Annotated in this window: 23 protein-coding genes and 1 tRNA gene; 15 read left to right on the top strand and 9 right to left on the bottom strand. The window is 73.5% G+C overall.

Features of this window, described 5'->3' with window-relative positions; all coding sequences use genetic code 11:
* Positions 1–159 precede the first annotated feature (159 nt).
* The gene (locus Ae150APs1_RS17470) at positions 160–1326 is read left to right on the top strand and encodes an LLM class flavin-dependent oxidoreductase (RefSeq protein ID WP_075299008.1); all 1167 of its coding nucleotides are present in this window, start codon (positions 160–162) and stop codon (positions 1324–1326) included.
* A gap of 24 nt (positions 1327–1350) precedes the next feature.
* Here Ae150APs1_RS17470 and Ae150APs1_RS17475 read toward each other — a convergent pair whose 3' ends face one another.
* The gene (locus Ae150APs1_RS17475) at positions 1351–1782 is read right to left on the bottom strand and encodes a DUF1707 domain-containing protein (protein WP_157178924.1); all 432 of its coding nucleotides are present in this window, start codon (positions 1780–1782) and stop codon (positions 1351–1353) included.
* 47 nt (positions 1783–1829) lie between these two features.
* Between Ae150APs1_RS17475 and Ae150APs1_RS17480 the strand changes: the two genes are divergently transcribed.
* On the top strand, positions 1830–2318 hold the full coding sequence (locus Ae150APs1_RS17480) for a class I SAM-dependent methyltransferase (protein ID WP_083680193.1): 489 nt from the start codon (positions 1830–1832) through the stop codon (positions 2316–2318).
* 13 nt (positions 2319–2331) lie between these two features.
* On the opposite strand, the gene Ae150APs1_RS32885 is transcribed toward Ae150APs1_RS17480, so the two are convergent.
* The 4 genes from Ae150APs1_RS32885 to Ae150APs1_RS33695 form a co-directional block, all read right to left on the bottom strand.
* Positions 2332–3171 (bottom strand): excalibur calcium-binding domain-containing protein, encoded by an 840-nt coding sequence (locus Ae150APs1_RS32885; RefSeq protein WP_075299012.1) that lies wholly within the window; start codon positions 3169–3171, stop codon positions 2332–2334.
* Between the two features lie 106 nt (positions 3172–3277).
* A complete protein-coding gene (locus tag Ae150APs1_RS17490; RefSeq protein ID WP_075299014.1) occupies positions 3278–4240 on the bottom strand; it encodes an NADPH:quinone oxidoreductase family protein in 963 nt (320 codons plus the stop codon).
* Between the two features lie 21 nt (positions 4241–4261).
* Positions 4262–5077: an ergot alkaloid biosynthesis protein gene (locus tag Ae150APs1_RS17495; protein WP_075299016.1), complete on the bottom strand. Its 816-nt coding sequence runs from the start codon at positions 5075–5077 to the stop codon at positions 4262–4264.
* Positions 5074–5343, bottom strand: coding sequence for a hypothetical protein (locus Ae150APs1_RS33695; RefSeq protein WP_249266376.1), 270 nt, complete (start codon positions 5341–5343; stop codon positions 5074–5076). Before Ae150APs1_RS33695 ends, Ae150APs1_RS17495 begins: the two co-directional genes overlap by 4 nt.
* A 255-nt stretch (positions 5344–5598) precedes the next feature.
* On the opposite strand from Ae150APs1_RS33695, the gene Ae150APs1_RS17505 reads away from it, so the two are divergent.
* From Ae150APs1_RS17505 to Ae150APs1_RS17525, 6 genes are all read left to right on the top strand, one after another.
* Positions 5599–6204, top strand: a complete 606-nt coding sequence (locus tag Ae150APs1_RS17505) for a TetR/AcrR family transcriptional regulator (protein WP_033198788.1) — start codon at positions 5599–5601, stop codon at positions 6202–6204.
* 124 nt (positions 6205–6328) lie between these two features.
* On the top strand, positions 6329–7036 hold the full coding sequence (locus Ae150APs1_RS17510) for a TetR/AcrR family transcriptional regulator (protein ID WP_139316961.1): 708 nt from the start codon (positions 6329–6331) through the stop codon (positions 7034–7036).
* A gap of 129 nt (positions 7037–7165) precedes the next feature.
* The gene (locus Ae150APs1_RS32110; protein ID WP_010225175.1) at positions 7166–7369 is read left to right on the top strand and encodes a hypothetical protein; all 204 of its coding nucleotides are present in this window, start codon (positions 7166–7168) and stop codon (positions 7367–7369) included.
* A gap of 110 nt (positions 7370–7479) precedes the next feature.
* The gene (gene whiA, locus Ae150APs1_RS32115; protein ID WP_075299020.1) at positions 7480–8421 is read left to right on the top strand and encodes a DNA-binding protein WhiA; all 942 of its coding nucleotides are present in this window, start codon (positions 7480–7482) and stop codon (positions 8419–8421) included.
* Between the two features lie 97 nt (positions 8422–8518).
* Complete coding sequence (locus Ae150APs1_RS17520) at positions 8519–9760, top strand: carboxylate--amine ligase (RefSeq protein WP_075299022.1); 1242 nt, start codon at positions 8519–8521, stop codon at positions 9758–9760.
* 66 nt (positions 9761–9826) lie between these two features.
* Entirely contained in the window at positions 9827–11851 is a 2025-nt protein-coding gene (locus Ae150APs1_RS17525; protein ID WP_075299024.1) for a hypothetical protein, read from the top strand.
* Positions 11852–11870: 19 nt separating this feature from the next.
* Here Ae150APs1_RS17525 and Ae150APs1_RS17530 read toward each other — a convergent pair whose 3' ends face one another.
* Positions 11871–12701, bottom strand: a complete 831-nt coding sequence (locus tag Ae150APs1_RS17530) for a phosphotransferase (RefSeq protein ID WP_075299026.1) — start codon at positions 12699–12701, stop codon at positions 11871–11873.
* 154 nt (positions 12702–12855) lie between these two features.
* Here Ae150APs1_RS17530 and Ae150APs1_RS17535 point away from each other — a divergent pair, with 154 nt between their 5' ends.
* The 4 genes from Ae150APs1_RS17535 (at position 12856) to Ae150APs1_RS17550 (ending at position 17096) form a co-directional block, all read left to right on the top strand.
* Complete coding sequence (locus Ae150APs1_RS17535) at positions 12856–13962, top strand: DUF418 domain-containing protein (RefSeq protein WP_075299028.1); 1107 nt, start codon at positions 12856–12858, stop codon at positions 13960–13962.
* Positions 13963–14015: 53 nt separating this feature from the next.
* Positions 14016–14273: a DUF4287 domain-containing protein gene (locus Ae150APs1_RS17540; RefSeq protein ID WP_010240934.1), complete on the top strand. Its 258-nt coding sequence runs from the start codon at positions 14016–14018 to the stop codon at positions 14271–14273.
* A 75-nt stretch (positions 14274–14348) separates the two neighbouring features.
* On the top strand, positions 14349–15080 hold the full coding sequence (locus Ae150APs1_RS17545; RefSeq protein WP_075299030.1) for a MerR family transcriptional regulator: 732 nt from the start codon (positions 14349–14351) through the stop codon (positions 15078–15080).
* Between the two features lie 462 nt (positions 15081–15542).
* Positions 15543–17096 (top strand): S9 family peptidase, encoded by a 1554-nt coding sequence (locus tag Ae150APs1_RS17550; protein ID WP_249266378.1) that lies wholly within the window; start codon positions 15543–15545, stop codon positions 17094–17096.
* A gap of 4 nt (positions 17097–17100) precedes the next feature.
* Here Ae150APs1_RS17550 and Ae150APs1_RS17555 read toward each other — a convergent pair whose 3' ends face one another.
* Positions 17101–18018 carry a TIGR03564 family F420-dependent LLM class oxidoreductase gene (locus tag Ae150APs1_RS17555; RefSeq protein ID WP_075299032.1) on the bottom strand — a complete coding sequence of 306 codons (918 nt, stop codon included), beginning with the start codon at positions 18016–18018 and terminating at the stop codon, positions 17101–17103.
* A gap of 175 nt (positions 18019–18193) precedes the next feature.
* Here Ae150APs1_RS17555 and Ae150APs1_RS17560 point away from each other — a divergent pair, with 175 nt between their 5' ends.
* Together Ae150APs1_RS17560 and Ae150APs1_RS17565 are read left to right on the top strand one after the other, a co-directional pair.
* Complete coding sequence (locus tag Ae150APs1_RS17560; protein WP_075299034.1) at positions 18194–18784, top strand: TetR/AcrR family transcriptional regulator; 591 nt, start codon at positions 18194–18196, stop codon at positions 18782–18784.
* A gap of 105 nt (positions 18785–18889) precedes the next feature.
* Positions 18890–19513 (top strand): SDR family oxidoreductase, encoded by a 624-nt coding sequence (locus tag Ae150APs1_RS17565; protein ID WP_075299036.1) that lies wholly within the window; start codon positions 18890–18892, stop codon positions 19511–19513.
* Between the two features lie 89 nt (positions 19514–19602).
* Here Ae150APs1_RS17565 and Ae150APs1_RS17570 read toward each other — a convergent pair.
* Positions 19603–19679, bottom strand: a tRNA-Pro gene (locus Ae150APs1_RS17570).
* A 47-nt stretch (positions 19680–19726) separates the two neighbouring features.
* Positions 19727–20677 (bottom strand): metallophosphoesterase, encoded by a 951-nt coding sequence (locus tag Ae150APs1_RS17575; RefSeq protein ID WP_075299038.1) that lies wholly within the window; start codon positions 20675–20677, stop codon positions 19727–19729.
* A gap of 38 nt (positions 20678–20715) precedes the next feature.
* Between Ae150APs1_RS17575 and Ae150APs1_RS17580 the strand changes: the two genes are divergently transcribed.
* Positions 20716–21189, top strand: a complete 474-nt coding sequence (locus Ae150APs1_RS17580) for a GatB/YqeY domain-containing protein (protein ID WP_075299039.1) — start codon at positions 20716–20718, stop codon at positions 21187–21189.
* Positions 21190–21208: the final 19 nt, after the last annotated feature.

Consider the following 21208-nt stretch of genomic DNA (forward strand, 5'->3'; position numbering starts at 1 on the left):
GGAAACCTATCCGAGCGGGACGGACGGCCGTACACCGGCCGTTCACCGATCACCGGTTCCCGAATATTCGACAGTTGCGTGACGCCGGTCACGACGGGTAAGGACTTCGGGGAGGGTGCCCCCACCGGAGCGGGTGCCCGCGCCCGACGAGGAGTCCCCGTGAGCAGACTGCGATTCGGAACCTTCCTGGCCCCCTTCCACAAGCCCGGCCAGAACCCGACCCTGGCCCTGCAACGCGATCTCGAACTGGTCGAGCACCTCGACCGGCTCGGCTTCGACGAGGCGTGGATCGGTGAGCACCACTCGGCCGGGTCGGAGATCATCGCGTCGCCCGAGATCTTCATCGCCGCCGCGGCCGAGCGCACGCGCAACATCCGGCTCGGCACCGGCGTCACGTCGATCTCGTACCACAACCCGCTGTGGGTGGCGGACCGCATGGTGATGCTGGACCACCTCACCCGCGGCCGGACGATGCTCGGCTGCGGACCCGGCTCGCTGCCGACCGACTCGGCGATGATCGGTCTCGATCCCACCGCCACCCGCGAGCTGCTCGCGGTGAACCTCGACATCATCATGCGGCTGCTGCGCGGCGAGGTCGTCAACGCGGAGACGCCGACCCACAAGCTGATCGACGCCCAGCTGCAGCTCGCGCCCTACACCGATCCCTGCTTCGACGTGGCCGTCGCCGCGGTCGCCTCACCGACCGGCCCGCGGATGGCGGGGCAGCACGGCGTCGGGCTGATGTCGATCGGCGCTACGCTCACCCAGGACGGTTTCGACGCGCTCGCCCACCACTGGGACGTCGTCGAGGAGCGCGCCGCCCACCACGGGCAGCCCGCCCCGGACCGGGACAAGTGGCGGCTGGTCGGGCTCATGCACGTCGCGGAGACGCGGGAGCAGGCCTACCGCGACGTCGAGTACGGCATCGAGCACTGGTTCAACTACTTCCAGAAGGTCGCCGCGTTCCCGCAGATGGCCGTCGACGGCTCGAACGTCCGGGAGATGATCGACTTCATCAACGACGCCGGTATCGGCGCGATCGGGACCGTCGACGACGCGAAGGCCCAGGTGCAGAAGCTCGCCGACCAGTCCGGCGGCTTCGGGTGCATGCTGCTGCTCGGCCACGAGTGGGCCAACCCGGAGGCGACCCGCCGGTCCGGGGAGCTCATCGCCCAGTACGTGATGCCCGAGTTCCAGGGCCAGGCCGCCGGGACGCTCGCGGCGAAGGACCGGGCGTCGTCGACCCGGGAGCGGCACGCGCAGACCCAGCTCGACGCGGTCGACACGATGACGAAGCGGTACGAGGAGGAGCGGAGCGCCGGCTGAGCACCGCCCCGGCGCGGCGGCCGGCTAGCGGCCGCCGCGCCGGGGACGGCCGATCCCGGCCAGCCACAGCGACGCCAGCACCGCGCCGGGCGGGGCGGCGACCAGCAGGAACCACCACGGGGACAGGTCGGTGAGCAGCGCGACGACCCCGGTCCCGGCGGCGGCCGCAGCCGTCACGCACAGCCAGATGATCGACAGCACCCGCATCGCGACGCCACCCGGCGACGACGAGAACACCAGCCCGTCCCGGCGCGGCTGCGGCCGCGCGACCGGCAGGTCGCGGGTCACCCGGGACAGGTCGCCGCGGGTGCGCATCCGCCACACCTCGGCGACGCGCTCGTCGAACTCGGACAGGTCGATGTAGCCGTCGGAGTGGGCGGCACGCAGCCGAGCGGCGACCACCTCGCGGTCGGCGTCGGAGATCCTGACGTCGTCGTGGTGCACCGGCTCGTTCACCACATCGACTATGCCCGTGTCCGGCCCGGTCGTGCCACGCTGCGGGAGTGACGAGGGTGGTTCCGGAGCGGATCCGGTTCGCGGCGGGCGTGGTGGACCCGTCGCCGTCGACGCGGGTGCTCGAGATCGGGTGCGGCCCGGGCGCGGCCGCCGAACTGCTCTGCCCGCGACTGTCCGGGGGCCGGATGCTCGCGGTGGACCGGTCGGCCGTCGCGGTGCGGCGGACCACGGAGCGCAACGCCGCGCACGTCGCGTCCGGGGTGCTCGAGGTCCGCGAGTCCGCGCTGCACGACCTCGTCGTGCCCGATGGGGCGGTGGACGTCGCGTTCACCGTGAACGTCAACCTGTTCTGGACCCGTGACCCCGCCCCCGAGCTGGCCGTGCTGCGGGCCGCGCTCGCGCCGGGCGGTGTCCTGCACGTGCTCTACGAAGGCCCGCCGCCCGACGCCGTACCGGCGGGGCTGGTCCGGCACGGGTGGGTGGTCACGCCGGTGACCGGCGACGGCGGGGCGGGCGTCTCCGCCCGCCCCGCCTGAGACACCGTCGCCGTCACTCGCAGGCGACACCGTCGCCGTCGCGGTCGAGCTTGGAGCTGTAGCCGGCGTCCCCGCGGTACAGCGGCGCGGCGCCGGCGCTGCGGGCCGCCGAGCAGTTGGCGTAGTAGGCCGACGAGCTGCCCGAGCCGGACGAGACGAGCGGCTGCGGCGCGGCCGGGACGTAGGGCCGGTCGACGTCGGTGTCCGGCTCCGCGACGAGGGCCGGCGCCTGCGCCGCGGGTGCGGCGGCGGTGGTCGGCGCACTCTGCGGGGCGACGACCGGCGCCGGCGGGGCGGGCGGGGCGGCGGCCTCCCCGAGCACGATCGGGTCGCCGGGGGCGGCCAGGGCGGCGACGCCGGGGAGCTGGGTGGTCACGGTGCCGGCGGCGACCCCCGCGATCGACCCGGTCGACGGGCCGAGGACGACGTTGCTGAAGCCTGCGGCCGCCAGCACCTCGCGGGCCTGTCGGTCGTCCATCCCGACGACGTTCGGCACGGTCAGCAGGGCCGGAGCGACCGGCGCGGCCGCCACCGGCTGGACGGCCTGGACCGGGGCGTTCGCGGCGGCGACGATCATGAAGACCGACATCAGCACGCAGATCGCGCTACCGGTCCAGCCCAGCACCGTCCCCGCGGTCGACCGTCCGGGACCCGCCGCGCGGCCGCTGCGGAAGCGCGCCCGCCCGGCGTGCGAGAGGACGGCCGCGGGCACGGTGACCAGGAGCCCCAGGATCGGCACGAACCCGGCCACCAGACCGACCAGGCCGAGCCAGAACCCGGCGGTCGCCGGTGCGTTCCCGCGCGCCACCGGCGCCTGCTCGACGGTGGTGGCCCAGGGCTGGGTGGCGGTCATCGGCTGTCCTCCCGAGTGGTCCGTGCGGCGCTGCTGCCGCGCCTGCGAACGGCCTATCGGGAGGTGTCACCGGGCCATTACCGGGCGTCATCAAGGGTGATGACGGCTAGGGGACCAGCACCAGTTTCCCCACGGCGGTGCGCTCGGCGTAGCGCCGGGTCGCCTCCTGCGCCCGCTCCAGCGGGAGCGTGGCGGGCGCGGGCGGGTGCAGCTCCCCGGCGGCGATCCGGCGCAGCACCTCCGCGGCCAGGTCCCGTGCCGCACCCGGGTCGTTCCGCGACCAGTCACCCCAGTCGACGCCGACGACGGTCCGGTTGCGGAGCAGCACCACGTTCGCCGGCAGCCGCGGGATCTCGCCCGAGGTGAAGCCGATGACGCAGAACCGGCCCCCGGTGCCGAGCGCCCGCAGCGCGGCCTCCGCGTTCGGGCCGCCGACCGGGTCGATCACGACGTCGACGCCGCCGCCGGTCCGGTCCCGCAGCGCGTCCTTGAGCGCCGCGGGGGAGTCGCCGTAGCCGATCGCGTCCTCGGCGCCGGCCGCCAGCGCGGCCTCCCGCTTGTCCTCCGTGGACGCCACGGCGAGCACCCGGCCGCCCGCGGCACGGGCCTGGTCGACGGCGGCCAGCCCGATCCCGCCGCCCGCGCCGAGCACGACGACCCGGTCTCCCCCGCGGACCGTCACCCGGTGTCCCAGTGCGAACGCGACCGTCCCGTAGCCCTCCATCGAGGAGGCCGCGACGCCGGCGTCCACGCCGTCGGGAACAGGCACGAGCTCGTCCTCCGCGACGACGGCGTGCGAGGCGAACCCGCCGAACAGGCCCAGGAGCGCGACGGCCCGCTCGCCCGCGCGGGGCCCGGACGCGACCGTCCCCGCCACCGCGGACCCGGGCGTGAAGGGCAGCTCCGGCCGCAGCTGGTAGCCGCCGCGGGCGATCAGCCCGTCGACGAAGCTGACCGCCGCCGCCTCGACCTCCAGCAGCACCTCGCCCGGACCCGGCCGCGGCGCCGGTTCCTCGACGACCTCCAGCCGCTCGGGATCGGTGAACTCCCGGCAGAGCACCCGTCGCACCGCGCCTCCTCGTGTCGTGGATCAGTGCGAGCCTGCCACGGCGGCCGCGAGCACCTCCCGCACGCTCCGTGGTTCCCGCCCGGTCCACCGCCGCACCGCGTCGCTCGTCCCGGACTGCGCGCCGGTGGCGATCAACCCGTCGAGCCCGGCCAGGACGGCGGCGTAGTCGGCGGGCATCCCGTCGGCGACGAGCCGGTCGGTCATCGCGGCCACGCTCACCGCCACGTGCCGGGCCGGGGTGCCGGTCACGTCCGTCCAGACCGCGCAGACGTCGTCGTAGGACAGCGCCTCCGGGCCGGTGACGACGACGTCGGGCTCGGGCGGGCCGTCGGCGAGCAGCAGCGCGGCGGCGACGGCGGCGATGTCCCCGGCGTCGACGAACGGGAGCCGGCCGTCGCCGGTGGCGGTCACCAGCTCGCCGGAGCGCAGGCCGCGGGCCGTGAGGTGGTCGCCGAGCAGGTTCTGGGTGAACCAGGACGGGCGCAGCAGCACGGGCTCCGGGACGGTCTCCGCCACGAGGTCCTGCACGGCGCCGAGTCCGGGGGTGCCCCGCTCGACGGCGGCCGCGCTCAGCAGCACCACGCGGCGCAGGCCGCGTCCGACGGCCCGCTCCAGGACCGGGGCGACCACCGGCGCCGGGTCGGGCGTGGCGAGCGGGGGGAGCAGGTAGAGGCGGTCGACGCCGTCGAACGCGGCGTCGTGCGTCGCGGGGTCGGCCCAGTCGAACCGGACCGGGGTGGACCGGGCGGCGCGGCGGACGTCGGCACCGGCGTCGTCGAGCAGTGCGGCGACCCGGGAGCCGGTGGTGCCGGTCGCGCCGGTGACGAGGACGGTCATCGCGTCGGCTCCGCGAGCCCGGTGCGCCCCAACGTGTCCTGCACCGCGAGTGGGCTCCAGTAGTCGCGGTACCCGGTGATCCCGTCCGGTCCGACGGTCACGACGGCGACGTAGCCGATCGTGTAGGGCTCGCCGCTCGCGACGATCCGGCCCTCGACCGTGAACTCGACGACCAGGGTGTCCGGGTCGGTGGTCTCGTGCCGGGTCTGCGCCACGACGGAGCCGGGCAGCAGCAGGTCGTTGTAGCCGTCGACGTAGCGCGCCACGGCGTCCCGCCCGTCCAGGTGCGACGGACCCCGCGGCCGCGAACGGGAAGTCCATCGTGCCGCCGGGGGCCCACAGCGCGGCGAAACCGGCCATGTCGTGGCCGAGGATCCGGTCGAGTGCCGCGTCCATCGCGCGGTGTGCGCGCTCGCGGCGGTCCTGCTCGTCCATCGGGGACTCCGGTCTGGTCGATACGGTCCCGTCCCGACCAACTATGGACGGGACGGGGCCGTCTCGTCCAGTCGTATGCTGTGACCATGACCGCTCGCCGACCCGCGACCGGGGCCGCCGTGCTCCGGCCCGAACTGACCGAGGCCGTCGTCGAGGCCGTGCTCGTCGAGCTCGCGGAGGTCGGCTACGGCCGGCTCTCCATGCAGCGCGTCGCGGCGCGCGCGGGGGTGGGCAAGAGCGCCCTCTACCGGCGCTGGCCCGGCAAGGACAGCATGGTGGTCGACGTCGTCGGGCGGTTCGGCGTGCCGGACGACCCCGCCCCGGACACCGGGACGCTCGCCGGGGACCTCCGCGAGCTCGTCGCGGGGATGCGGGACTGGCTCGACCACCCGCGCCTCGGCCTCGTCCTGCCCGACCTGCTGGCGGAGGCGCGTCGCTCACCGGAGTTCGCGTCGGCGTTCCGCGAGCGGCTCGCCGGGCCGCGCCGCGCCCGCTCCGGCGCGGTGCTGGAGCGCGCCGTCGCGCGCGGCGAGATTCCGGCCGGACGGGCCGCCGGGGCCGACGCCGAACTGGTCGTGGACGTGCTCGGGAGCGTGCCGTTCTGGCGGCTCACCGTGCACGGCGCACCCCTCGACGACGATCTCGCCGACCGGCTCGTCGCGTTCGTCGTCCGGGGGCTCACCACAGGGTGAACCGGGGCGCAGGAAAGGGCATGATCCACTGGCGTCCGGGTACGGCTGGATCCGGCGCCCGGGTGCTCGCCGGGGGCCGCACGCGCGCTACCCGGCAGACGTCCGAAGGAGGATCATCCCGATCGTGTCCGCCGTCGACCGACCCGAGAAGCGTCCCGCGCCCGCGGGATGTCCGGTCGACGGCCGGAGCACGCGCTGGGCCGCCCACCGCGCCCGGCGGCGGGAGGAGCTCGTGGACGCCGCCCTGGCCGTCCTCGGGCGGGACGGTCCGGACCTCGGTCTGGACCAGGTGGCCCACGAGGCCGGGGTGACCAAGCCGGTGATCTACCGGCACTTCGGCGACCGGGCGGCGCTGCTCGACGCGATGGCCGAGCGCGCGACGAACCGGTTGATGGAACGCCTCATGCCGGCGATCTACGACGAGGGCGCGATCCGCCCGCGCATCCGCGCCTCGCTGGACGCCTTCATGCGCTTCCTCGACGACTCGCCGAACATCCACCTGCTGTTCCGGCGCCGGCTGCCCGGGCAGGGCGACGAGGTCGCCGACGCCGGCCGGGAGTTCATCTCCGGCGCGCTGGCCGGTCTGCTCGGGAGCTACGTGGAGTCGCTCGGGTTCGACGAGCCGGAGCTGGTCCAGATCTGGGCGCAGGCACTGGTCGGGTCGGTGCAGGCGACGGCCGAGTGGTGGCTGGTGCACCGGGCGGTGTCCCGGGACGCCGTCACCGAACACCTCACGGCCCTGATCTGGGCCCAGATCGACGGCCTCGCCCGCGAGAACGGGATCGATCTCGACCCCGATGCCCCCCTTCCGGTGAGTACCAAGCCGAAATAGGCGTTACTCCGCGTATAGAGTACTCTCCGTGTCCGACCGGCACGACGGGTTCGTGCCCGGTCGCTGCGTGTACATGCGCACGGGCCTCTCGGGGAACGCCGGGCGCGCATCGTGTGCGGAGGGGGACCGATGACGGAGGCGACGAGCGGGCAGGGGGCGGAGCCCTCGGCGTCCGGATCGCGCGACGACCTGGCACCGGGTGGACCGCGGGCGAAGGCCCGGGGCTGCCTTTGTTCGGTGCTGGCCAACGCCGCGTTCCGGTCGGGTGCCGTCGACGAGCCGTGCGTCGATCCGCGGTGCCCGATGCACGCCGGGCCGGACGGGCCGGCCTGACCCACGACCACGACGGGCCGTTCCCACGTCCCGTCCGGCCCGGTGGGGTGGGGTCACATCGGGGGATTCGTGACCCCGCCCCGCCCTCGTGCGCACCTGCAGGAGAGACCGTGTTCGATCCCGAGCGCGTCACCGCCGAGCTGCACCGCGAGCTCGGCGCCGTCTGCGAGGAACGTCCCGTGGTCCGGCACGCCGCCACGGCGACCCAGCTCCGGATCTCGGGTGACGTGACGACGGCCGGTGGCCGCACCGTCGTCCGTGCCGAGTTCACCTCGCCGGAGCCCGCGGTCCGGCTGCGCCGTGAACTGGTGGACCTGTACGGCCGGGCGTCGGCCCGCGCCGACGCCGTCGACGTGTCGGGCCACCCGCTGCGCTATTTCGTCAGGGTGACGGCTACCGGCTCCGACCTGGCCAGGGCCACCGGCCTCGTCGACCGGACGGGCCGTGCCGTCCTCGGGCTCCCGCCCGCGGTCGTCGGCGGCGGGCCCGCGGTCGCCGCCGGCGCCTGGCGCGGTGCGCTGCTCGCCCGTGGCCGGATCCTGCGGTCGTCGGGCCGGGTCCGGATCCAGGTGGGCTGCCCCGGGCCCGCCGTGGTGCTGGCACTGGTCGGGGCCGCCCGGGGGCTCGGGGTGCTGGCCGTCGCGCAGGAGACGGCGACCGAGCACCGGGTCGTGGTCCGTGATCAGGACTGCATCGACGCGCTGCTCCGGGCGACCGGTGCTCCGGGCGTCGCCGACCTGCTGCGCCGGTGCGCGGCGGCGGCGCCCCCGGTCGCGTCGCGGACGCTGAACGTCCCGTTGGAGACCGTCAACGCGCGCCGGGCGGCCGAGGCCGCCGACCGGACCGTCGCCCGCGTCCGGTGGGCACTCGAGGTGCTCGGGCCGGACGCGCCGGAGCAGCTGCGCAGTGCGGGTCTGCTGCGTGTCGGGCACCCGGCGCTGTCGTTGTCCCGGCTCGGGCAGCGGGCCGACCCGCCGCTGTCGAAGGACGCCGTGGCCGGCCGTCTCCGCCGGCTCGTCGCCCTGGCCGAGGAGCACGCCGGACCGGGCTGATCCACGCCACGACCGGCCGGACAAACACATGGCAGGTAGGGTCGAGTGGTCCGCCCGAATTCATTGGGAAAAGCGCTATCACGGGGGAACTGTTTCGATGCCTCGGTCCGAGCCGGTCGCCAAGAATTCCGACAAGGGTTACGTCGCTCTCCTCGGATGGAGTCTGAACGCGGTCGAGGCGCTCGACCGTTTCGACCGGAGATATGTCGTCGTCGCTCCGGAATGGGCCGAGGAGTACTGCGCCGAGCACGACATCCCCTACGTCCCGTGGAACTTCGAGCGACTCAACGACCGATCGATGGAGATCGCCGAGACGCTGCAGGAGAAGGGCGTCGACGTCGCGATCCCGCTGTTCGAGGAGACGGTGGAGTGGGCCGGGGCGATCAACTCCGTCCTGATGGACAACCCCCGGCTCTTCGGCCAGGCGATGCTGCTCCGCGACAAGGCGCTGATGAAGCGCCGTGCGCAGCTCGGCGGCATCCGGGTGGGGATCTTCGAGGAGGCCCACGACCGTGAGGACGTGATCCGCTTCCTCAAGCGGGTCAACCAGACGCTCCTCAAGCTCGACGGCGACCCGAACGACCCGATCCACCTCAAGGCGTTCGACAAAGCCGGATGCCTCGGGCACCGCGTCATCCGTACTCCGGACGAGGTCGACACCATTCCGGACGAGGAGTTCCCGGTCCTGATGGAATCCCACCTCGACGGTTGGGAGTTCGCCGTCGAGGCCTGGGTCCACAACGGGAAGATCAAATTCCTGAACATCTCCGAGTACGTCACCCTGGGCTACTCGGTGTTCGTCCCGGCGACCCCGGAGCTCGAGAAGTACCGCCCGGCGATCACCGCGCAGATCGAGAAGCTCATCAAGACCTTCGACATCGAGTTCGGGTTCGTGCATCCGGAGTACTTCGTGACCTCCGACGGCGAGATGTACTTCGGCGAGGTCGCCTACCGGCCGCCGGGCTTCAAGGTCTTCGAGCTGCTGGAGCGCGCCTACGGGTTCAACGCGTACCAGGCGCTCGTGCTGGCCTTCGACCCGACGACCACCGAGGAGGAGATCGACGCCTTCTTTCCGAAGGAGGTCGAGGGTGCCGAGGGCGTGGCCGGGTGCTTCGGCGTCTACCCCCGTCGGCGCGTCGTCAGCGACCTCCAGATCCCCGAGGAGACCGAGGACGACGACTACTACGAGTCGCACGACCTCTCGGCGCCGCTGGAGGAGACGGTCACCAAGCGGACCGCGTTCGGCACCCACTGGGGCCTGCTGTACTTCTTCGGGGACGACCCCTACCGCATGCGTGATCTGTTGAAGAAGCAGGAAGAACTCGACTTCTACGTCTGAGGCCCGCGTCAGCGGGAACACCGGACGCAGAACACCGGACGCAGAACACCGGACGAGGGAAGCCGTGTGAAACCGACCCCCGACGTCGCGGACGAGACCCCGGTGCTGGACAAGCGCCTGGTCTCGCTCGACGACGCCACCCGGGCCCTGGCCCAGACCGCCGACTTCGGCAAGACGACGAAGCTCCGGCGGGTCCTCGAGCAGCTGCGGCGGGTCCTGCTGCAGCCAGGCGGGGCCGCCGCTGTCCAGGCCCGGGCCCGGGAGCTCGAGGAGGCCGGTGTGTTCCTCGGGACGGACTGGGCCACACCGGAGATCCTCGTCCCGTCGTTCGTCGGACCGGGGCTGCACAGCGGGGACGCGGACACCGTCGTGATGGAGGCGACCAGCGAGCTCCGGACGCTCGCGGTCGCCAGCGGCGACTACGAGCACTCGTCGCTGACCCCGGAGGACGCCCGCGAGTTCCTGTCCCAGGTGCTGGCGATGAACCTGGAACTGCTGTTCACCCCGCCCACCGAGGCGGAGCGGACCCGGCAGGGCCGGACGGCGCAGCTCATCCGCGACCTGTTCCGGCACGTGGCCGACGTCGTCGGCTACGACGTCGTCCTGGACAAGCTCGTCGAGGAGATCTGGCGGGTCCTGCGGCAGCGGCCGATCCAGGTGGACCAGGTCGCGTCGCTGATCACACGGCTGTCGATCTGGCGCGGTGACCCCGACGTCGACCTGTCCTCCGGGCAGGGCCTGGACCGGCTGATCACGGCGTTGTTCGGGACCACCGAGGCGTGCCGGGACGATCCGGGTGTCGACGTCTTCCGGTCCCGGCTGGAGGCGATGGACACCGGTGGGCTGCAGTACGAGGCGTCCGGGTTCGCCCGGGCCATGCACGACACCGGCCTGGTCTCGCCGTACCACGCGGAGCTGCTGCAGTTCCTCCGCCACGAGAGCGACTACCTCATCGCCGAGGCGCTCGGGGTGTCCGACACCGGCAAGAACTGCCTGCTCCGTTACCGGGACCTGGTGCACCGGCTGATCGAGGAGGCGGTGACCCCGCAGACCGCCCAGTGCATCTACGGGCTCGCCCTGCTGCTCGACCGCGGCATCCTCTACGAGCCGCCGGTGGTGCCGTCGCTGTGGCGGCAGATCGCGCTCGAACTGTCGCCTGCCGCCCGCGAGCGGCTGGTCGCGGCGTTCGGCGGCGACCCGGCGCCCGAGGTGCGGCTGCTGGCCGGCGTGCTGTCGATGCTCGGCCAGCCGCTGGGCATCGGGCAGGGTGACAACCCGACCTGCCAGTCGGCCCGTGCGCTGTCGATGTGGGCCTACAACGATCCCGACTACCTGCTGCAGATGGTCGTCTGGGCGGCCCGCGACGACGAGATCATCATGCACTTCGAGGGCCAGCGGATCTCCTCGCAGGAGAGCGGGGCCGGGGTGGCCCAGGCGCTGCCGGTCGACCTCGACCCGGTGTCGCTGGTCGTCGTGCCGCACCTGGACCGGATCTACGCCGAGATGGGACGCCGGTGCGCGGACCGGCCCGGTGACCCGCACCGGTGGGTCAACCCGGAGTTCCACGGCTGGTGGGCGCACCGCGGCTTCCACATCGACGTCGACGTCGCGACGGGCAACCTGGTCGACCTCGACGACTTCCTCCGCCAGTTCCACGCCGGCTACCACCCGGCCTACAACGGGGCGCAGCCGCTGATCCACCCGCAGCCGGCAGGCGTCGCCGTCACCGACAGCGCCGCCCGCTACGTCGGCTGGCACGCGATCACCATCCTGCGGGTCGCGCCCGATCCGCAGGACGTGATGCGGGTGTACTTCTACAACCCGAACAACGACAGCGGGCAGGACTGGGGCGACGGCGTCGTGGTCTCGACGGCGGGCAACGGGGAGCGGTTCGGCGAGGCGTCGCTGCCGTTCGACCAGTTCGCCTCGCGGCTCTACATCTTCCACGTCGACCCGCTGGAGCGCGGGGAGCCGGAGAAGGTGCCCGACGCCGACATCGCCGGGATCATCGGCTACATCGAGCGGAGCTGGGGCGCCGACCGGCTCCCGGCCGGGCAGCTGCAGGCCACCGAGGGGACCAGGCCCGTCTGACGGTCACGGACCTGCCGGTTCAGCCGGTGCCGTCGAGCGCCTCGGCCACCATGCGGTGGCCCTGGCGCTCGAACGGCTCGTCCCCGATCCCGTACGCCCAGACGGCCGTGGCGACCGCCTCGCGCACCTGCTCCCGCCGCCAGGCGGCCGGTTCCCGCGGGTCGGCGCCGTAGCCGTCGAGGAAGGCGCGTTCCCGCTCCGGGTGCCCGCGGAACTGCTGCGCGGCCAGCCGGACCAGGTCGGTGGCCGCGGGGCGCAGGTCCGCCCGCCCGAGGTCGATCACGGCGACGACGCCGTCGTGCACCAGCCAGTTCCGTGGCTGCCAGTCGCCGTGGGTCGGGACGAGGGTCGCCGGGCCGTCCGGCCAGGACGCGATCTCGGACCGCAGCCGGTCCGCGGTCGACGGCGCGATCCGGTGCTGGCGGGAGAGGTGTGCGAGCGAGCGGTCCCGCATCCGCGCCTCGTACCCGGGGTCGACGACGGACGGCTGGTCGTGCAGCAGCGCCAGGAGCCGTCCGGCCTGGCGGTAGGTACCGGGGTCGTGTTCGGACGGGTCGCCCTCGACGAGCCTGCCGGGCAGGTACCGGGTGACGAGCAGCCGGGCGTCGTCGTCGGCGTGCAGGAGAGCCGGGACGTGGCCGCGCAGCGGGCCCAGCCACCTGCGGTGGGCGCGCAGCTCGCGGACGATGTGGGTGTCGGCGTCGTCACCGGCCTTCACGATGTGCTCGCGCCCGGCGTGGCGCAGCTGCAGGACCGTCGTCCCGGCGAGGCCCCAGCTGTGGTCGTGCACGAGCTCGGCGCCGGGGAGCCAGGCCGCGAGGAGGGCGGACTGGGCCGCGGTGAGCGGCATCGGTGCCTCCTCTCCGTGGACCGAGGACCATGCACGATCATGGACCGTCGCCCGGCTGCCCACACGGACGGGTGAGATCCGGATCCCCGTGTTTCCACCAGGGCGTCGCACGAGACGGTGTCGATCATCGACCGCGACGGGCACCTGGAGGCTCGTGGGTACTGGCACCGACCGCGTCCCGCCCGATCCCCTCGTCACCGGCGCGCACCGCGTCGTCGTGCTGGACGTCCTGCGCGGTGTCGCCTTGCTGGGCATCCTGCTCGTGAACATCTGGTCCGTCGCCGAGACGGTGCCCGGCACGGCACCGATCGACGAACTGGTGCGGGACGTCCGTCGCCTGTTCCTCGTCGACAAGTTCCACATGCTGTTCGCGTTCCTGTTCGGGTACGGCATCGCGACGCAGTTCGAACGGTCCGGCACCGGACGCACGACGGTGCGCCGGCTCGGGCGCCGGATGGCCGTGCTGCTCCTGCTGGGGCTGACGCACGACGTGCTCGCCGTCTACGCCGTGGCCGGGGCGATCACGGTCGCGATGCGCCGGATCAGCACGGGCAACGCGGTCCGGGCCGGGGTGATCCTGCTGCTCGCGGTCGCGGCGTTCTACGGCGCGACGGCGTTGCTCACCTCCGGGGCCGACGTCCCCGCCGAGCCCGTGCCGGCGCCGCCCGGCAACCTCCTCGCCGACCGGCTCGCCGAACTGCCGACGACCCTGCTCTCGCTGCCGGACTACCTCGCCCTGGTCCTGTTCGGACTCGCGGCGGGCAGGCGTGGCCTGCTGCACCGGCGCGAACCGACCGATGCTGCACTGTGGACGGTCCTGGTGACGGGGCTCGTGGTCGGGGTGCCCGGTGCGGTGCCGTCCGTGCTCGCGCCCGTCGAGGGCGGGCTCGACCCGGCCGCCGCGGTGGCACGGGGCCTGTCCCTGCTGACGGCACCGGCGTTCGTCGCCGCGTACGTCGCGGGACTGCTCCTGCTGCACCGGACGGGCATCGGACGGCGGACGCTCGGCGTCATCGTCCCGGCCGGGCGGACGGCGCTGACGAACTACCTCGCGCAGGGCTGGCTGTGCCTGCTGATCTTCCCGGCGGCCGGGCTCGTGGACCGGGTGCCGACACTCGGGACGCTCGCGATCGCCCTGGCGATCTTCGCCCTGCTGCTCGTCGCGAGCCGGTGGTGGCTGCGCCGGTTCCGGTTCGGGCCGGTCGAGTGGGTGCTGCGTTCGGCCACCTACTGGTGCCGGCAGCCGCTCCGCCGTCGGTGATCTCACTGGCCGGACGCCGATGAAATCCCGGGGCGCGTCCGGTCTGTATCGGTATGAGCGGATTCCAGACCTACCTCGACAACGCCGAGGCGCAGACCGGCATCACCCCGCGCGCGTTCCTCGACCTCGCGCAGGAGCGGGGGCTCGCCACCGCGAAGGCCGGGGAGATCATCGCCTGGCTGAAGTCCGACTACGGGCTCGGGCACGGCCACGCGGCGAACCTCGCACAGCTGATCACCAAGGGCCCGGACGCCGTCGCCGACCGCTACAACGGCGGTGAGCCGCTCCGGCTGGACGGGCGCAGCGCGTAGCGCTGCGGTGTCGTCGCCGCCGGGGCCGTCGTTCTACTGTCGTCCTCTGCTGTCCGGAGTCGGAAGGAGGTCGCGGTGCTCAGCAGCGAGCTCGCCGACCTGGCCGGTGTCACCGTCCGCACGTTGCGCCACTACCACCAGATCGGCCTGCTGCCCGAGCCTCCGCGCTCGGCCGGCGGCTACCGGCACTACGACGTCGGGCACCTCGTCCGGCTCCTGCGCATCACGCGGATGGCGGCGCTCGGGATCTCCCTGTCCGCGCTGCCCGGTGTGCTCGACGACCCGGCGGCCGCGGAGGAGCTGCTCGACGAGCTCGATCGCCGGGCCGCCGCCGACATCGAGCGGCTCACCGCCCGCCGGGCCGACATCGCTGCGCTGCGCAGCAGCGGTGCCCCACCCGACCTGCCCCCGGAGCTGTCGGCATGGCGGTCGGCGCCCGGGGAGGGCACGCCGGCGGACATGGCCCGCTTCGAGCACGAGCAGCTCGTCCTGGCCGGTCACCTGCTCGGCACGGACGGACCGGCCGGGTTCACCGCCCTGTTCGGCGACGGCCTGGCTGCGCCCGCACCGCTGACGGCGCGCTTCTACGCGCTCGGACCGGACACCGGGGACGACGAGATCACCGCGCTGGTCGACGACCTGGTGGCGTACCTGGGGCCGGTGACGGCGCGGCTGGCGGGCCTGCCCCCGCTCGGCACGCGCGTGACCGCGCTGATGGAGGAGCTGAACGAGCAGACGCTCCGGCCCGTGCAGCACCGCGTCCTGCGCCGGGTCCAGGAGCGGCTGGCCGAGGTCGATGAGGGCTGACCGGCGACGACGGTGTGACCCGGATCATCCCCGGGCGGGCTTGAGCCCGACGCGACGTCGGGGCGTGGAGTCGGGGACGACCCGCACCCGTCGCACCCGGAGGCCACGTCATGCCCCTTCCGAAGCCGATCACCGTCGAGGAGTTCTTCGGCCCGCCCACCCGCAGCCGCGCCCTGCTGTCCCCGGACGGGACGAAGGTCGCCTACCTCGCCCCGTGGCGGGAGCGCCTCAACGTGTTCGTCCGCGACGTGGACTCCGACTGGTCCACCCCCCGGCGACGACCACGGCGCCCGGCGCATCACCTCCGACACCCGGCGCAACGTCGACACCTTCTTCTGGTCCGCCGACGGCCGGTACCTGCTCTTCCAGCAGGACACCGACGGCGACGAGAACTGGCACCTGCACCGCGCGGACCCGGAGCGCCCCGACGAGCCCACGGCCGACCTGACGCCCTTCGAGGGGGTGCGCCTGCTCGGCACACAGCTGCCGCCGGACCGGCCGGGCACGGCGTTCGTGCAGCTGAACAGGCGTCGTCCCGAGCTGGCCGATCTCTACGAGCTCGATCTCGCGACCGGCGAGCTGACCCTGGTCGCGGAGAATCCCGGCGACGTCCTCATCTGGCTCCGCACCGTCGACCGGCTCCTTGTCTTCACGATGGAGGAGAACGGTGACCACGTCCTGTCGGAGTGGGCGGACGGCGACCCCACCCCGATCGCCCGCTTCACCGATCTCCTCCTCGGCGTCTCCCCGATCGCACCCATCCCGGACGGGAGCGGATTGTGGATCGGCTCGGCGCGCGGCTCGGACCGCACCCGCCTGGCCCGGCTCGACCTGGCGACGGGCGAGGAGACCGGAGTGGACTCCCACCCCGTGTTCGACCTGGACACGCCCCGTCCGGAGGCCGACCCGCGGTTCCCGTCCTCGCTGATCCTGCACCCGGGTACCGGTGAGCTGCTCGGGGCCCGCTACCTCGGCGAGCGCCAGGACGTCCACGCCCTCGAGCCGCACTTCGCGGAGGTGCTGCCGCGGCTGGCGGAGCTGTCCGACGGCGACCTGGGCCACGTGTCGTGCGACGCCGGCGCTCAGCGGTGGGTCGTCGACTTCACCCACGACCGCGACCCGGGCGTCACCTGGTTCTACGACCACGCGACGGGGCAGGCGCGCCGCCTGTTCCGGCCGTACCCGCACCTCGACCCGGCCGACCTGGCCCCGGTCGCCCCGGTCACCGTCACCGCCCGCGACGGGCTGCGCCTGCCGTGCCACCTGACCCTGCCGGTCGGGGTGGAACCCCGCGGGCTGCCGACTGTGCTGCTGGTGCACGGCGGCCCGTGGTACCGCGACAGCTGGTGCTACGACCCGGAGGTACAGCTGCTGGCCAACCGCGGCTACGCCGTGCTCCAGGTGAACTTCCGCGGCTCCACCGGGTACGGCGGGGCCTTCACCCGGGCCGCGATCGGCGAGTTCGCCGGGCGCATGCACGACGACCTGATCGACGCCGTCGACTGGGCTGTCGCGCAGGGCTACAGCGACCCCGCCCGGGTCGCGATCTACGGCTGCTCCTACGGCGGCTACGCGGCGCTGGTCGGGGCCGCCTTCACCCCGGACCGGTTCGCCGCCGCGGCGAGCTACACCGGCATGTCCGACCTGGCGGACCTGGTCCGTTCCGTGATCCCCGCGGCCCGCCGCAGCGTCCGGAACTCCTACGGTCGCTACATCGGCGACGCGGACGACCCCCGCCAGGAGGCCGACATGCTCTCCCGCTCGCCCGTCAGCCGGGTCGACGACATCACCGCACCGGTGCTGCTGATCCACGGCGCCAACGACGTCCGCGTGGCCCGGCGTCATTCCGACCGCATCGCCGACGCGCTCCGCTCCCGCGGGGCCGAGGTCGAGTACCTGTTGAACGAGACCGAGGGCCACTGGTTCGTGAACCCGGACAGCAACATCGAGCTGTACGGGACGCTCGAACGCTTCCTGGCCCGCCACCTGGGCGGACGGTCGTCGAGCACGGTCTGACCCGCTATGCGGCCCTGCTCAGCAGCAGCGCGCGGGTGCGGGCACGTTCCTCGTCACCCGGGCCGAAGACGTGCGCGGCGAGCTCGGCGACCCCGGCGTCGCCGAGCTCGCCCAGGCGGGCGCCGACCTCGTCCTCGTCACCGACGATCGCCACGTCCGCCGGGCCCTCGACGCCCTCCCGGTCGAGCATCGCCCGGTAGGGCGGCAGGTCGCCGTACAGGGCGTAGGTCTCGGCGGCCAGCTCCCGGGCCTTGGCGGCGTCGTCGGTGACGCAGACCGGCAGCGCCGCGACGACCTCGGCCTCGCGGCCCACCTCGGCCGCAGCGGCCCGCACCGTGGGCACCACGTGGCCGGCCAGCGTCCGTGGACCGGTCAGGAAGGTGATCGTGCCCGCCGTACGCCGGCCGGCGACGCGGAGCATCTGCGGTCCCAGCGCGGCCAGGTACACCGGCGGGGCGGTGGCGCCGGCGAGGGCGACCGTGCCGCGGGTCGTGTACAGCTCCCCGGTCACGTCCGCCCGGTCACCGGCCAGCAGGGGCAGGAGGCAGTCGAGGTACTCGGTGATGCGCCGGAGGGGCCGGTCCCACGGCACGCCCCACATGCCGTCGCAGATCAGGGCGTGGGTCAGCCCGATGCCGAGGCGGAAGCGGCCGCCGCCGACGAGGTTCAGCGTGAGCGCCGACTGGGCGAGTGCCATCGGCTGCCGCAGCTGGATCGGCTGCACCCCGGTGCCGAGCGTCATCCCGTCGATCTCCCGCAGCGCGATCCCCAGGGTGACCAGGGCGTCCGGATCCCAGGGGAGCTGGACGGTCCACGCGTGGCCGAACCCCTCGTCGCGGGCCGCACGGAGGTCGCGGACGTAGTCGTCGACCGGCGACGGCCCGGGGCTGTCGTGGAAGTAGGTGAACAGGCTCGTGCGCATGGCTGACCTCCGGCGGAGCCGCATCGCCGGCCGTCGCCGCTGCCCGGCGGGCCGGTCGTGTCGCCGTACGAGGTTTGCGCCGGTGGAGTGGTTCCCGCATCGGCAACGTCGCGTATCCGGCGGGCTCTCCGGTGCGGTGCTGGACCGTTCGGTCCACTATGACTAGCCTCGGCCCATGCCACGTCCACGCCAGTTCGACGAGGTGCGCGTCCTGTCGTCCGTGCAGGCCGCGTTCTGGGACAACGGGTACGCGGGTACCTCGCTCGACGATCTCCTGGCGGCCAGCGGGCTCGGCAAGGGAAGTCTGTACGGGGCCTTCGGGGACAAGCAGAGCCTGTTCCTGCGGGTGCTGCGCGAGTACGACGAGGCCAACGACCGGATGCTGCGAGCCTGGCTCGACCAGGCCGACCGCGCTCTCGACGTGATCCGCGGCTTCGTGACCGGTCCGCTGCGGGACCCCGGCGGGACGGAGGCCCGGCGCGGTTGCCTGCTCGCCAACACGGCGATGGAGCTGTCCGTCAGCACCCCGGAGGTGGCCACCGAGGCCCGGCGCAGCTACGCGGCGACCACCACGCTGCTGGCCGAGGCGGTATGGCGGGCGCAGTGCGAGGGCGATGTCGCAGCCCGGGTCGACCCGGACGAGACCGCCCACGCAGTGCTCGCCGGCCAGCTCGGCCTGCTCGTCCTCGGCCGGGTCGGCCAGGACCCGGCCGTCCTGTCGGCCATGGCCGAGACCCTGCTCCACGGGCTGCTGCCCACGCCCTGAGCTTCCCCGGGTTGTCGTGAGCCACGACACCGACCTTGTTATTGACCGAATGGTCCATATCCAGTGTTATGGACGGATCAGTCAACAACTTGGTCAGGAGTCACCATGCCGGTTCTGGAGAACAAGGTCGCGGTCGTGACCGGTGCGAACGCGGGTATCGGGCTGGCGATCGCGCGGGCCTTCCGTGCCGAGGGGGCGCGGGTGTTCGTCGTCGGCCGCCGGCAGGAGCAGCTCGACGAGGTCGTGGCCGAGCTCGGTCCCGGGGTGACCGGGATCCGCTGCGACGTGGGTCGGCTCGACGACCTCGACGCGATGTTCACCACCAACGTGAAGGGCTCGCTGTTCACCGTGCAGAAGGCGCTGCCGCTGCTCTCGCCCGGGGCGTCGATCGTCCTGACCGGATCGACGGCGGTCTCACGGCCCGAGTCCTACCTGCCCGTGTACGGGGCGACCAAGGCTGCGATCCGCAACCTGGTTCGCGGGTTCGCCCACGGCGCCGGTGAACGCCGGTACCGGATCAACGTGCTCTCTCCCGGGGGTACCCGCACGCAGGGTCTGATCGACCTGCTCCCGCCCGACGAGCTCGACGCCGCCGGGGCCTCGGTTCCGCTCGGCAGGCTGGCCGAGCCCGAGGAGATCGCCGCGGCCGCCGTCTTCCTCGCCTCGGACGCGTCCAGCTACGTCAACGGTTCGGAGCTCGCCGTCGACGGTGGGTACGCCCAGGTCTGAGGGGGCGCGGGCGCACCGCGGCTGCCCGGACGCACGACGAAGGCCCTGGTCCGCGACTCTCGATCGAGTCTCTGACCAGGGCCTTTGTGTGGTCGGGGTGACAGGATTTGAACCTGCGACCTCTTCGTCCCGAACGAAGCGCGCTACCAAGCTGCGCCACACCCCGAGTGGCCCGGGCGTCGACCTGGGGTCTCCTGTGAGCCGTTGAGAACTCTACCCGACGCCCGGCACGGCCTGCGCGGGGGTGGCCCTCCCCGCATCGGCGCTGGTCGGAGGCGGTACGAGGGTCAGCAGCGAGGCCTCGGGCGGGCAGGCGAACCGGACCGGCGCGTACGGCGAGGTGCCCAGCCCGGCGGACACGTGCAGCCGGGTGTGGCTGCCCCAGCGGCTCGCTCCGCGGGCCCGGGACCGGTCGATCCCGCAGTTGGTGACGATCGCCCCGTAACCGGGCAGGCGCAGCTGCCCGCCGTGCGTGTGGCCGGCGAGGACCAGGTCGTAGCCGTCGGCGGCGAACCCGTCCAGCACCCGCGGTTCGGGCGAGTGGGTGAGGCCGAGCCGGAGGTCGGCGTCGGCGTCGTGGCCGGCGATCCGCGGGTAGCGGTCCCGGTTGAGGTGCGGGTCGTCGACGCCGGCGATCCGGACGGTGCGGCCGTCCACCTCCAGCAGGTGCCGGGCGTGCGTCGCGTCGACCCAGCCGTGCTCGCGGAACGCGGCGCGCAGGTCCTGCCAGGGCAGCGGCGCGCCGTGCACCCGGCGGGTGTCGCCGCGGTGCAGGTAACGGGCCGGGTTCTTCGCGGTGGGGCCGTAGTAGTCGTTGCTGCCGAAGACGAACGCGCCCGGCCGGTGGAACAGCGGCCCGAGCGCGGTGAGGACGTTCGGCACGGCGTCCGGGTGCGCGAGGTTGTCCCCGGTGTCGATCACGAGATCGGGCTCGAGCGCGGCCAGCGACGCGATCCAGCGGATCTTGCTGCGCTGGCCGGGGGTGAGGTGGAAGTCCGACAGGTGCAGGATCCGCAGGGGCCGCGCCCCCGGGTCGAGCACCGGAAGTTCGACCTGCCGCAGCGTCCAGTGCCGCCGCTCGACGCCCGCCGCGTACCCGAGCCCGGCGGCTCCGGTCGCGACGGTTCCGGCGGCCAGGCTGGCGAGGGTGCGGACGGTACTCACGCGCTCCAGCCTACGGCTCAGGACTATCGTGGCCAGCCGTGAGCACCCTCAAGGAGCAGCTGCGGACCGACCTGACGGCCGCCATGAAGGCCCGGGACGAGCTGGTCCGGACGACCCTGCGTTCGGCGCTGACCGCGATCGGGACCGCCGAGGTGGCGGGGGAGTCGGCCCGGGAGCTGACCGACGACGAGGTCCGCACCGTCCTCACCAAGGAGACCAAGCGCCGGGCCGAGTCGGCACAGGCGTTCGCCGACGGCGGCCGCGCCGAGCAGGCCGCCCGCGAGCGCGCCGAGGGTGACGTCCTGGCCCGCTACCTGCCCACCCAGCTCGACGACGACGAGGTGGCCGGGCTGGCCCGCGCCGCCGTCGCCGAGGTGGAGGCGGAGACCGGTGCGGCGCCGGGGATGAAGCAGATGGGCCAGGTCATGAAGAAGGCCAACGCCGCCGCGGCCGGTCGCGCCGAGGGCGGCCGGGTCGCCGCCGCCGTCAAGAAGGCCCTCTCCGGGGGCTGAGCGCGCGCCTGAGGGTGCG

This window comes from Pseudonocardia sp. Ae150A_Ps1, assembly GCF_001932315.1.
GTDB lineage: Bacteria > Actinomycetota > Actinomycetes > Mycobacteriales > Pseudonocardiaceae > Pseudonocardia.

What these genes read in the sequence shown, in the direction of transcription:
- Ae150APs1_RS32885 (WP_075299012.1), bottom strand. Translation starts at nt 3,171, where the DNA reads ATGACCGCCACCCAGCCCTGGGCCACCACCGTCGAGCAGGCGCCGGTG.
- Ae150APs1_RS17495 (WP_075299016.1), bottom strand. Translation starts at nt 5,077, where the DNA reads ATGACCGTCCTCGTCACCGGCGCGACCGGCACCACCGGCTCCCGGGTC.
- Ae150APs1_RS17505 (WP_033198788.1), top strand. Translation starts at nt 5,599, where the DNA reads ATGACCGCTCGCCGACCCGCGACCGGGGCCGCCGTGCTCCGGCCCGAA.
- Ae150APs1_RS32110 (WP_010225175.1), top strand. Translation starts at nt 7,166, where the DNA reads ATGACGGAGGCGACGAGCGGGCAGGGGGCGGAGCCCTCGGCGTCCGGA.
- Ae150APs1_RS17520 (WP_075299022.1), top strand. Translation starts at nt 8,519, where the DNA reads ATGCCTCGGTCCGAGCCGGTCGCCAAGAATTCCGACAAGGGTTACGTC.
- Ae150APs1_RS17530 (WP_075299026.1), bottom strand. Translation starts at nt 12,701, where the DNA reads ATGCCGCTCACCGCGGCCCAGTCCGCCCTCCTCGCGGCCTGGCTCCCC.
- Ae150APs1_RS17540 (WP_010240934.1), top strand. Translation starts at nt 14,016, where the DNA reads ATGAGCGGATTCCAGACCTACCTCGACAACGCCGAGGCGCAGACCGGC.
- Ae150APs1_RS17555 (WP_075299032.1), bottom strand. Translation starts at nt 18,018, where the DNA reads ATGCGCACGAGCCTGTTCACCTACTTCCACGACAGCCCCGGGCCGTCG.
- Ae150APs1_RS17560 (WP_075299034.1), top strand. Translation starts at nt 18,194, where the DNA reads ATGCCACGTCCACGCCAGTTCGACGAGGTGCGCGTCCTGTCGTCCGTG.
- Ae150APs1_RS17565 (WP_075299036.1), top strand. Translation starts at nt 18,890, where the DNA reads ATGCCGGTTCTGGAGAACAAGGTCGCGGTCGTGACCGGTGCGAACGCG.